The organism is Capnocytophaga sp. oral taxon 903, assembly GCF_013394785.1.
In the GTDB taxonomy this organism is placed as follows: Bacteria; Bacteroidota; Bacteroidia; order Flavobacteriales; family Flavobacteriaceae; genus Capnocytophaga; species Capnocytophaga ochracea.
In genome coordinates, this window is sequence record NZ_JABXYW010000002.1 from 1,652,534 (window position 1) to 1,665,130 (window position 12,597).

The 12,597-nt window shown below is 41.4% G+C and carries 8 protein-coding genes; 1 reads left to right on the forward strand and 7 read right to left on the reverse strand.

Features of this window, described 5'->3' with window-relative positions:
• Positions 1–51 precede the first annotated feature (51 nt).
• Positions 52–1,857: a RagB/SusD family nutrient uptake outer membrane protein gene (locus tag HW279_RS06845; protein WP_178958437.1), complete on the reverse strand. Its 1,806-nt coding sequence runs from the start codon at positions 1,855–1,857 to the stop codon at positions 52–54.
• A gap of 12 nt (positions 1,858–1,869) precedes the next feature.
• On the reverse strand, positions 1,870–4,935 hold the full coding sequence (locus tag HW279_RS06850; RefSeq protein WP_178958438.1) for a SusC/RagA family TonB-linked outer membrane protein: 3,066 nt from the start codon (positions 4,933–4,935) through the stop codon (positions 1,870–1,872).
• Positions 4,936–5,711: 776 nt separating this feature from the next.
• Between HW279_RS06850 and HW279_RS11160 the strand changes: the two genes are divergently transcribed.
• Positions 5,712–5,840, forward strand: coding sequence for a hypothetical protein (locus HW279_RS11160; RefSeq protein WP_255495799.1), 129 nt, complete (start codon positions 5,712–5,714; stop codon positions 5,838–5,840).
• A 108-nt stretch (positions 5,841–5,948) separates the two neighbouring features.
• Here the strand turns inward: HW279_RS11160 and HW279_RS06855 are convergent, their stop codons facing one another.
• The 5 genes from HW279_RS06855 to HW279_RS06875 form a co-directional block, all read right to left on the reverse strand.
• Complete coding sequence (locus tag HW279_RS06855; RefSeq protein WP_178958439.1) at positions 5,949–8,267, reverse strand: penicillin-binding protein 1A; 2,319 nt, start codon at positions 8,265–8,267, stop codon at positions 5,949–5,951.
• A gap of 29 nt (positions 8,268–8,296) precedes the next feature.
• Positions 8,297–8,785, reverse strand: coding sequence for a gliding motility lipoprotein GldH (locus tag HW279_RS06860; RefSeq protein WP_178958440.1), 489 nt, complete (start codon positions 8,783–8,785; stop codon positions 8,297–8,299).
• Positions 8,772–10,082 carry a stage 0 sporulation family protein gene (locus HW279_RS06865; RefSeq protein ID WP_178958441.1) on the reverse strand — a complete coding sequence of 437 codons (1,311 nt, stop codon included), beginning with the start codon at positions 10,080–10,082 and terminating at the stop codon, positions 8,772–8,774. Before HW279_RS06865 ends, HW279_RS06860 begins: the two co-directional genes overlap by 14 nt.
• 225 nt (positions 10,083–10,307) lie before the next feature.
• Positions 10,308–10,991 carry a uroporphyrinogen-III synthase gene (locus tag HW279_RS06870; protein ID WP_178958442.1) on the reverse strand — a complete coding sequence of 228 codons (684 nt, stop codon included), beginning with the start codon at positions 10,989–10,991 and terminating at the stop codon, positions 10,308–10,310.
• A 56-nt stretch (positions 10,992–11,047) separates the two neighbouring features.
• Complete coding sequence (locus HW279_RS06875) at positions 11,048–12,592, reverse strand: ribonuclease E/G (protein ID WP_002670818.1); 1,545 nt, start codon at positions 12,590–12,592, stop codon at positions 11,048–11,050.
• Positions 12,593–12,597: the final 5 nt, after the last annotated feature.

Below are 12,597 nucleotides of genomic sequence, written 5' to 3' on the forward strand. Positions count from 1 at the left end.
CGACAAGCAATAAAAACTTTGGCAAAGTTTTGCTACGCTCTCATTGGCTATTTAGTATCCAGGATTTTGAGTTAAATTCTTATTTGCGTCCAATTCGCTAAGCGGAATAGGTAACAATTGGTGATAAGGGCGAACATTCTCAGGCGCAGCAGGTGCTGGAATACGACGCTCTTCCCCACTGATAAACGGATTGTTGATACGCCAGTTTTGGAAAGCTTGTACCAAAATGCCACGGCGTACGAGGTCACACCAGCGGTCGGTGGTTTCTCCTACAAGCTCGCGTGCACGTTCATTTAAGATTTCAGTGCGGAAAGCGGTATAATCATCGCTGTAATGTTTAGCTGTCCACATAGCAGTACCTGCATAGTCATAACCATAAGAGGAGGTTTTCCAATCGGGTACTACAGTATTTACATCGTTGATATGAGTTTTATCCAAATCACGAGGCAATACATCGCGGTGTACGATGCGTCCGCCTGCTTTATTAGAGATACGAGCGCGTTTGCGCACTAAATTCACCGCATCGTAAGCGCTTTGCACGTTGGTGCCATTCATTGTTAAAGAAGACGAGGGTGTGTAAGCCCCAGGTGAATGGTTTACCTCGTTATAAGCCTCTGCATAGATGAGGAGTACATCAGCAAAGCGAAGTAACGGTTCATCCATACCAAAGTTCTTGTAGTTATACGAAGAGGTATCAGCTAGTGGGAAACGGCGGAACTTACCGATGCTCCACATTACCCAGTTATTGTTTTCGGTAGCCTTACTAAGAGGTTGGTCTACACGGGTATCTTTGTAAATATTGTAGTCCCAACCCCATAACTTACCATTGTCGAGTACTTGCACACGTGGGCAGTTCCACAACCGGCGAATAGAGTCGGAAGGTTCATAAATCATACGGTGGTAATCGGAACTGGAGATGTTATCCCACGAACCTCCTAAGTTTTCGTTACCTCTCATTCCGTAAAGCATACCTGTCAGTGTACCTGTATCGTCGCCTGTAAGCCCTTGTACGCACCAAATGACTTCTTTTGGAGCTTCGCTTATTTTGGTTTTAGCGTTGAATACATCAGGATAGTATTCTACTAATTGGTAGCGACCGCCTTGTATGACCTCTTTGGCATAGTTCATTGCTTTGGTGTAGTTATCAGTAGCTGAACCAAGCACTTCACGTCCGTCGCGTTGCGCTACTGAAGCGAGCCACAAGTGTACTTTAGCCAAGAAACCGCGACAAGCATCTTTGGTAATACGTCCGTATTGATAACCATTGCTTCTATCGTCTTTTTCGGCTACGTGAGCCATCGAGTAAGTAAAATCGGCAATAATTTGCTCAAATACCTGCTTTTGTGGGGTGCGAGGCACTTTGAGGTCGTCGAGCGATTCAGTTTCTTTTAATACCAAAGGCACATCGCCAAACCAACGCACCAAATCGAAGTACAAGTAAGCGCGCACACCACGAGCTTCGGCTACATAGCGTTCCCAGTTATTGATACGACCTTGGTGTTCGGTTACATTATCGATTACCGAGTTGCAGTTCTTAATGGCAGCATAATGTTGTTGCCACATTTGGGTAATATAATCGTTGTCAGGGCCAAATTTATAGTTACGCAAGCCTTGTCCTTCGTCCCAATCAGCGCGTTTGGCAAGGTCGGTACTAATTTGTTTGGTGCCGTGTCCTGTGATGTACACATCGGTGAGGTAACGGTAAGTACCGTTCATCGCTTGGCGAGCATCCAATTCATTTTCATAGAAAAATTGAGACGTAAGGGTGCTCTTGGGGTCTTCTTCTAAGAACTTAGCACAACTGCTCAATCCGAGGCTTGCCCCTATTGCTATAATAGTGATAATATGTAATTTCATAATCTATATCTTTTAAAAACCAACTTCTACTGAGAACAAAAGTGAGGTAGGTCGTGGGTACGGACTCATATCAAGTCCTGGTGCTAAACGAGCTATGGTGCCATAGCCCGTATTGGCTTCGGGGTCAAACCCTGAATAGCGCGTCCAAAGCGCAAGGTTTGTTCCGGTAACGCCTACACGCAATTTGCTGAGTTTATAAGGCTCTAACACTTCTTTAGGCAAGTTGTAACTAAGAGTAACAGTTTGCAAACGCAAGAATGAACCATCTTCTACTAAGTCGCTGCGGAAAGCATTTTCAGCCCAGAAACCACCTCCAAAGAGTGGGAAGTTGCGGTCGGGGTGAGCTTCCGACCACACATTGTTATAAACACTTTGTGTGATATTGTCGATATTCTTAGTGCCTGTGAGGTAGTAAGCATTACCGTTTACTACATCGTTGCCATACGACCAACGCAAGAAGGCGTATAATTCCCAACCTTTATAGGAGAAAGTGTTACCTATACCACCTGTGTGCAATGGGTTTACATCGGCTACGGGCACACGGTCATTAGTATCGATTACACCATCGTGGTTGATGTCTTTTATACGCAAACCTCCTAAGGCTACGTTAGGGCCTGGTTGAGCATTATCCACTTCGTTTTGGTTGTGAAATACGCCATCGGCTACATAACCGTAGTAGATACCTACTGGCATACCTACGCGCAAGAGCACATCGCTTTTAATTTTGGAATTGATACCTCGGTCGTAAAACTGTTGATACTGACCTTCGTCTAATGAAAGGATTTTGTTTCGGTAGAAAGAAATATTGAAATCGGTTGTCCATTTGAAATTGCCTTCACGCAACCATTGTGCATTGAAGCTCACTTCGAGACCTTTGTTTTCCATTGAACCTGCATTCTTCCACGCTTTTTGGAATCCCGAAGTAGAAGGGATATTCACTTCCAAAAGCATATCGTCTATGCGTTTGTAATACAATTCAGTAGAAAGGGTGTAACGGTTTTTGAGAAAGGACAAATCTAAACCGATATTGTATTGCTTTTGGCTCTCCCATTTAAGATTGTCGTTGGCAATATTACTAGTATAACGACCGATTTCCACTTTGTTACCGTCCAATACTACTTTGTTTTTAGCGAGTTGTGCTAAAGATTGGTAAGATGGGATTTGGTTGTTACCTGTCATACCGAAACTACCGCGCAAACGCAAATTGGAAATAGCTTCTATTTTCTTGATAAAGTCTTCTTCGTGAGCATTCCAAGCCAAAGAAACAGCAGGGAAGTAACCGTATTTGTTATTCTTACCAAATTTAGAAGAACCATCGGCACGTAAAGAAGCATTGAGCACATACTTGTTGTTATAACTATAAGTAGCCCTACTGATGTACGATACCAATTGGTTACCATCATAAGTGTATAAAGGCGCATAGGTTACTAACCCTTGATTGATACCCCAAATACCTTGTTTGGTATCCTCGAAGTTGGTAGATTTGTTATAAGTATAATCTGTCCAATACTTATTGGCTTCAAAAGCGCCCATTATAGAAAAATAGTGTTTATTGATGCTCTTAGAGTATTGCAAACGGGCTTCATATACCCAGCTGTTCTCATTGCGATGAGAGAGCTCCATACGTCCCCGTTCTGACTGTCCGAACCAAGTGTCAGGTCCCCAAAAACGGTCTTGACCAATAGTGTGTAAACGGTAAGAAGCACTGGTGTTAAAAGTCAAATCTTTAAGCAGTTGATAGCTGAGGTATACATTGGCGTTGAGCTCGTTGTATTTGGTATTGATATCCACTTGGTCTACCGCTACCTTAGGGCTCATCGTACGAATATTAGGATAGCTCATCAGGGTACCAAAACCAGGGTAGTCTAAGAAAGGAGAAGTTTGCAAAGCTTTGAGAACCACTCCATTTTGAGACCAATCGCTTACGGGATTTTTATCCTTAGAAACGGCATAAGAGAGGTTGATACCTGCATTCATCTTATCGTTAATCTTCTGTGAAAGGTTGAGACGTGAAGTAAAGCGATTGAAAGCAGAACGTTTGATAAGTCCTTCTTGGTTCAGATAGCCCACTGAAAGCATATAGCGGGTTTGGTCGGTACCACCCGTGATACTACCGTTAGCTTCGTTTTTGGTACCTGTTTGGGTAACTTCTTTCAGCCAATCTTTTACGGCAGGGTGATTCCAGCCTTTTTCGGCAATCATTCGTTGCCAAAAGTCTATTTGAGGTTGGTTGCCCCAAGTGCCATAGTCGAGCATTTTGTGAGCGTAATCTTCAGCGCTGAGCACCTTCAAAGGGATATTAGGCATCATATCAATAGAACTTGCATAACTGAAATTGAATTTTGGTTTGGCGAGCTCTTTTCCTTTTTTGGTGGTGATAAGTACTACCCCATTAGAGCCGTTAGACCCGTAGATAGCTGCTGCGGCGGCATCTTTGAGGATTTCCATTGACTCGATATCGTTAGGGTTTAAACTGAGTAGCGGATTGGTAGCCACATCTTCATTGGTATTGGTTACCCTTTGAGTAGGCATAGGCACCCCATCAATAACAAAGAGCGGTTGCGTACCTCCTGTGATGGAGTTCACCCCGCGAATTCTAAATGTGAGTCCGCTGGAAGCAGAACCATCGGAAGAGATGATTTGCACCCCACTCACTTTACCTTGCAACGCTTGCAATACCTGCGATGGACTGCTTTGGGCAATGTCAGCCATCTTCACCGAAGCTACTGCCGTAGAGATATCGCTTTTGCGCTGTGTACCGTACCCTACAAGCACTACCTCATCAATCTGAGTGACCTCAGGTTCGAGAGATACATTGAAAGTACGTGTTTTACCTACGGCTATGGTTTTGGAGCGATAGCCCATAAAGCTCACTACTATTTTATCGGTAGGAGCTACACTTAGGGAGAAACGCCCTTCAAAATCAGTAGCCGTACCTGAATGTGCGTGCTCTACGGCAACGCTTGCACCAGGGAGGGGTTGTTTGTTTTCATCGGTAACTACCCCCGTAATAGTTACTTTTTGCGCCAGCATTGGGATACTGAACAGCAAAATACAAATGCTAATGATGCTTTTCATTATATAAAATTTAAAGTTTTTTCTTTGGGACAAAATTAAGGAATACTTAACAAAAAGCACTTTACTTATTGTACATTTTTCTTTACTAAAAGTTATTTTTCTGGTAAAAACGTAAGTAATCAATAAGTTAACGTGAGCTCAACGTAAGAAATATCGTAGTATTTATGTTACGAAAAATATACAGAATAGAAGCACAAGGGCTTTTTAAAAGGAAATAAAAAGGAATTATAAGTAACTGGAAAAAGTGTTTTTTGGTTGAAAAGAGCTTGGGTTAGCTTATAGAGAGCTTATAGGAAGCTTATACGAATCTTGGACGATTGGTATAGAAAGGGTATACAAGTAGTTGATTAATACTATAATACAACGATTAAAAAGTGCTAAAAATGAGGTTTCGAGGCGAAAGAAAGAGGAATAGGTAATAGGCCTTAGGCCATAGGCAATAGGAGGGAGTATGACGGAAAAGGGGGAATATAGCGACGGAGAAGGGGGAATGTAGCGACTCACTTATTCGGTAAGCCCCCGAACCCCCGAAGGGGGACAAGCTGGAAAAGGTGACAAACCTCTCTCTTTACACATACCCAGCTGTCGCTGGCTACTTTCAAAGGGGGAGTGTAGGTACGAATGACGAGAGACGAATGACAAACAAATGACGGTGCGAGACACACAGGCGGATAAAATTAGTAAATGAGTTAATTAGCAAATTAGCAAATGGGGGCGAAAGAATTAAATAATGTAGATTTAGAGAGCTTATAGAAAAGACGAACAAAGAACGAACAATGAGTGGCTCTACAGTGGGTCTACAGTGGGTCTACAGTGGGTCTACAGTGGGTCTACAGTGGGTCTACAGTGGGTCTACAACGAACAAAAGACGAACAAAAGACGAAGAAAAAGTGAAGGTAAGTTAAAGCTAAGATAGGGATAAGAAGAAAGTTCGGTTGTATTTATCAATTCAAAAAAAAAAGGGGATACCAACGCAAAAGCGAAGGTATCCCTTTTTTTAATATATTTAATGATTAAAAATCGATAGAGGTATCGTCTTCTCCAGAGTCTTCTTCTTTCTCCTTGCTACAATCTATTTGGATTTGTACATTCTGAGGAGCAGGGAATGCAGCTTTGGAAACAGCTAAGTCAGCATCGGCATAACACTTTTTCATATAGTATCCCCAAATAGGTAGAGCCATTGTAGCCCCTTGTCCATAAGCCATACTACGGAAGTGTACTGCACGGTCTTCGCCCCCTACCCATACGCCTGTTACAAGATTAGGCACCATTGCGACAAACCAACCATCGCTGTTGTTTTGGGTAGTACCAGTTTTACCAGCTATGGCATTGGTAAATTGGTAAGGATAGCCAGTCATCACATTTTTATATACAGCGTTGTAACTATCAGCTCCTTTGGTACGTAATCTCGCTCCTGAACCGTAGCGAGTAACACCTTCCAAAAGATTTACTACGGCGCGAGCTACTTCGGCATTTACTACATCGTGAGTTTCAGGAGTATTTTCGAAGAGTACTGTACCGTTTTTATCTTCAATACGGGTAATCAGTACAGGTTTTACATATACGCCTTCATTGGCAAAAGTGCCGTAAGCACCTACCATTTGGAAAACAGTGGCATCGGCAGTACCTAAGGCGATGGAAGGAGCTTGAGGCATATTGGAAGTAATCCCTAACTTTTTCACTAAGTTAATGACAGGAAGAGGCCCTACTTTATCCATTAAATTCACCGTAATAGAGTTCACAGAGTTTGCTAATGCATATTTGAGAGTCATCATCTTACCAGTAAAGTTACCTGTGGAGTTACGCGGACACCAAGCTTGCAGGTTACCATATTTATGGGCTTCTACACAAGTTTGTATATCGGGCAACTCTAAACAAGGAGAATAGTGGAGCTGGTCAATAGCTGTGGCATAAACAAAAGGTTTGAAGGTAGACCCAGTTTGGCGAGCTCCTTGTATGACTTGGTCGTACTGGAAATGTTTGTAGTTAATACCACCAACCCAAGCCTTGATATGCCCTGTTTGGGGTTCCATAGACATCATTCCTGTGCGCAAAAAAGCCTTGTAGTACAGTATAGAATCGCGAGGGGTCATTACAGTGTCTTTCTCACCTTTCCAACTGAATACGCGCATATCGGTCTTTTTATAGAAAGAGTCGCGGATTTCCTTTTCGGAATAGCCTAAATACTTTAAGTGAGCCCAGCGATTAGAGTTTTTCATTGCCTTTTCAATTAGGGCTGCGTACTCATCTTTTGAGACCTTCACAAAAGGGAACATAGGGTTCTTTTTAGGGTTATTTTCGGCGTCGAAAGCCTTTTGTAGTCGTTGCATATGAGCTTTAACGGCAGCCTCAGCGTAGGCTTGCATCTTAGAATCGATAGTAGTGTAGACTTTTAGTCCATCGAGGTATAAGTTGTGCTTGGTACCATCTGGCTTAGGATTGTTTTCAATCCAAGTTTTCATATAAGTACGCAAGTATTCGCGGAAATAGGTAGCCAAACCGTCGTTATGGCTCTCGGGAGTGAATTTAATTTTTAAAGGCAGTTTTTGTAGAGAGTCTTTTTCCTCTTGAGTAATGTAGTTGTTCTTTGCCATTTGGGCAAGTACTACATTACGCCTATTGGTGACGCCTACTTTATTTTTCACTGGATTATAAAGAGCGGAGTTTTTAAACATTCCGACTAGCATTGCTCCCTCTTCTATCTTGAGATTTTTAGGTTCTTTATCGAAGTAAATTTTGGCAGCTGAGCGTATACCATCGGCATTGTTATTAAAGTCGTAGACATTAAAGTACATTGCCAATATTTCTTCTTTGGTATATTGTTTCTCGAGACGAGTAGCAATAACCCATTCTTTTATCTTTTGAGTATAACGCCCTAAGCCTCTTTTCTTTTCTTTATGGAAGAGCTGTTTAGCCAACTGTTGGGTAATAGTTGAAGCTCCTCCTCTGCTACCGAAGAAAAACATTGCGCGCAAGGTGCCACGCACATCAATACCTGAATGCTCGTAAAAGCGTTCGTCCTCGGTAGCAATAAGCGCATCGACTAATGATTTGGGCAAATCTTTAAACTTAATAGGAGTGCGATTCTCGTCTAAATAGAATTTTCCTAAGGATTTACCATCGGCGGTAATTATTTCGGTAGCTAAATTGGTTTCGGGATTTTCTAAGTGTTTGAAGTCAGGCATCTCGCCTAATAGTCCCAAAGATGCTGATAAGAACAGCAACATAATTGCTACAATTCCACCAGCAAAGATATACCAAAACCATTTTATGACAGGGCTTATACCCTTTTTGGTTTCACTATTGTTTTCTGTGTCGTTTGTTTTTTTCATATCTTATCTATTAGTTTATCAATGAAAGGTTACTTTCTGTTTTTTACTTCCTCAACTCTTAATCCTACTTCAGTAATTCCTTTGAGCACAGGCACGCCGTTGTTATCGCCTATTTTTCGCATTGCTTGTTCTATTTTTATGAGATATTTACCTTTAGTAGGGAATGTGAAATTCTCTTTATACCACAATTTACTCTCTTTTACGGCTGAATAGCCATCGCCTAACCATTTACCTTCGGGGGTAGCCATTTCGTACTCCAAAGTGTCTACAATTACTTTATTGCTGTTAGGCAATTCCATTTTAGTAATGAGAAACAGATTGCTGAACTCATAATGTTCGTCATTTCGGAGCATTATAAAAAGGTTTTTCTTTGCTACTGTGTCGTTTTCTTCTAATTCAAAAAACATAGGTTTATGCTGTTCCCAACCGTTGGGTAGGGAAACATATTGGCTATATTCCACCCCACTATGGCAAGAAATAAGCAAGGTAAAGAAGGTTAGCAGGCTAAGAATTCTCATCTTTCGGTGTATTGTCGTTATTATTAACTTTTTGTTTGTTTTTATAATTAGGGTTCTTTTTGTTATTCCCATTGGTATAATGAGTATTTTTAGGTTTCGCTTGTGGCTTTTGAACTTGTTTCTCGTTTGCTACTTCTGCATTGTTATTGTTTTTTTTAGCTCCTTGATTGGACTGTGATTTCAGTTGTTTAGAGGAGTTATTATTGTTACTTTGAGCAGATTTAGCATTCTTTTGACCTCCTTTATTGTCCTTTTTATTGTTGCGTTTGTTCTTTTTGCGCTTAGGAGTATCGAAACGGGTGATGCTATCTTCTTCTACCGGAGCGAGTTCAATGCCCTCGTATACTGAGGTACTCTTACGAGAAGACAAATCGGTTACAATGGCATATTCTTCGAGTTCCTCGATAGGTTCGCCGTTTTTATTGATTTCTAAGATTTCTTTTACACTGTCTACAGATAGTTTGTGCCAAGTAATAGGGTTTTCATCATAAGTGAACCACATTAATCGCTTAAAGATGTCTATCTTTTGACAAGTAGCCATACCGCGTTGTGTATGGAGTTTTGTATCGGTTCTTGGGAAGTCTTGCAGAGCATCTAAATAAGTATCGAGCTCAAAGTTCAAGCAACATTTTAGCTTACCACATTGCCCTGCTAATTTCTGTGGATTTAAAGAGAGTTGCTGATAGCGGGCAGCCGAAGTAGAAACACTTCTAAAATCGGTAAGCCAAGTAGAGCAACACAATTCGCGCCCACAAGAGCCTATACCGCCCAAGCGAGCTGCCTCTTGACGGAAACCTATCTGGCGCATTTCTATACGCACTGAAAAGGCTTTTGCCATATCCTTAATGAGTTGGCGGAAATCTACGCGTCCTTCAGCTGTATAATAGAAAGTAGCCTTAGAGCCATCACCTTGAAATTCGACATCTGAGATTTTCATTTCGAGTCCTAAGGCAATAGCCAGCTCGCGTGATTGTTTTTGTACTTCAATCTCTTTGGCACGTGACTGTTGCCACACATCTATATCGTGCTGATTGGCTTTGCGGTATACGCGGGGCAAGTCGCCTTCCCAATCTATTTTTCGCTTCTTCATTTGCGAACGCACCAACTCACCTGTGAGCGTTACTACCCCTACATCGTGACCTGAGGGAGCTTCGGTAGCCACGACATCTCCTATTTGCAGAGGGAGCTTGTCTACATTGCGGAAGTATTCCTTCCGACTGTTTTTAAAACGTACTTCCACGCAGTCGAAAAACTCTTGTCCACCAGCTAATTGAGTATTAGCAAGCCAATCGAACACTGAGAGCTTTACACTCCCAGAGCTACTGGCTCGACAGTTGGATATACACCCTTTTTTTGTATGATTGATTGTGCAACTATTGCAACTCATTTTCCTGTTTATTATGTTAATAGTGTTTAGTAATATACTACCTCAATCGGCAAAAATACAAAAAAATATAATTAGAGCAACAATGTTTAGTGATTATTTTCTTTATTTTTAGGATTATTACCTTAATATAGTCTGTTATTTTAGCTTTATAGACAGTATTTCTAAAAGAGATTTTACAGTAGGAATAGGAGGGAGGATTATATTTTCAGTTTGGTTTTTAAATCTGTTTTTTACGGCTTCGGCGGTAGTTTTACCTATACAAAATATTTGTTGTTCAGCTGTGAGGGTGTTGCACGAGCAGTAGCTTTCTACTCCCGACGGACTGTAAAAGAGAATAGCACTTGCGTTCTCTTTTATCTCAATAGGAGTATATTCAGTTTTATAAGCGGTGATTTCTTTTACTTTTAAATTGTTTTCAACAAAGAAGTTGGGGAGGGTATTAAGGCGTTGAGTACCTGCAAAGAATGCGATAGAGGTAAGTTTTTTTAAGGAAGCTAAGTTTTGCTGTAAATGTTGAACCAAATCAGAGGCATAGTGGGCAAAATGCAATACATTAAACCCGTTTTGAGTGAGTAGTTGTTGAGTTTGCTCACCTACACAAAGAACAGGAGTCTCTTTTAAGGTAGTTGCCAAAGGGTGTTGCGATAGGCTCTTCACTGCATTTTGACTGGTAACAATGAGCAAGTCGTAGGGCGGTGTGAGGCTCATTGTTATAGGGCTTACGGTGATAAAGTTGTGTTCGATGAGGTGTATAGGAAGAACTGAAAGGATTGCTTTCTGTTCTTGGGATAAGACTTTTGTAGAGACGATGGTTTTCATATTTGTTATTTAATAAAAAACTCGGTGAGTATTGCTACGCACCGAGTTTGGTAATGTTAAAGAGGGGTTCCTTCGTTGGTTTTGAAGCGATACTCTAAATAAGTATAGGCATCGCGCGGTAGGATTTTTATCCATCGCTTGTATTTCAAGAACCACTTGAAACGGATAGAGCTAAATAGCCCTTTGGTTAAATAAGCTGCTATGAAAGGGTGCGCATTTAGCACGATACGTCCTTTATAGGCTTCCTCCTTAATAATGCTTTCAAGTTCTATATTGATTTTATCAATTAGAACGATAGGCGCTTCGATTTCGCCTTCTTTGCTTGGATTCTCTTCTTTTGTTTTGATGTTTAGTTCTTGGCGCACTCGCTGGCGTGTGATTTGTATCAGACCGAACTTGCTGGGAGGCAAGATTTTGTGTTTAGCACGGTCTTCGGCCATTTCATTGCGCAAGTGGTCGAATAATACACGGCGGTTTTCGCTATTGCCCATATCGATAAAATCGACGACGATGATACCACCCATATCGCGCAATCGGAGTTGTCGTGCGATTTCGGTAGCAGCGATGAGGTTTACGGATAGAGCGGTGGTTTCTTGGTCGTTATTTTTATTGGAATGGTTGCCACTGTTTACGTCTATCACGTGTAAGGCTTCGGTGTGTTCTATTACGAGGTAAGCTCCTTTTGGCATCGATACGGTGCGACCGAAAGCCGTTTTGATTTGTCGTTCGATATGGAACTTTTCGAATATAGGCACTGATGAGTGATAGAGTTTTACGATATTCTCTTTCTCAGGAGCAATTTCTTGTACGTATTTTTTTATCTGTTCATAGAGTTGCTCATTATCTACGTGAATACCTGTAAAGGAATCGTTGAACATATCGCGGAGGATAGCCCCCGTTTTGTTCACTTCACTCATTACCTTAGAGGGAAAAACCGCTTTTTGAATTTTTCGGCACATCAAAACCCAACGATTGAAGAGACTTTGCAAATCCTTGTCGAGTTCCGCTACTTTTTTACCTTCGGCTACGGTGCGTACAATCACACCAAAACCTTTGGGTTTAATGCCTTGCAAGAGTTTACGCAAGCGTTCTTTCTCGGCTTTACCTTCTATTTTCTGAGAGATAGAAATGCGGTCAGAAAAGGGAACCAGCACGAGGTAACGACCTGCGATAGAGAGTTCAGAGCTGATACGAGGACCTTTGGTGGAGATAGGTTCTTTTACTATCTGTACCAGTATAGGTTGATTAGGTTTAAGTGTTTCGGCTACAGAACCATTTTTATCGATATCGGGTTCTAAGGGAAAATCTTTAAGAGAAAAGTCTTTTAGTTTTCCAGAGATTACCCATTTTAGGAACTTCAGTAGAGAAGCTAATTGGGGGCCTAAGTCGTGATAATGCAAGAAGGCGTCTTTTTCGTGACCTACGTTTACAAAAGCTGCATTGAGCCCTTGTATAGGTTTGCGTACCTTAGCGAGCATTATATCTCCTACTCCTAAGCCGTTAGTATCTTCTTCTTTATGAAGTTCGATGAGCCTACCGTCTCTGAGCAAAGCAAAATCTACGTAAGAGGAACCAGAACGAATGATTAATTCTTTGTCCACTTTGT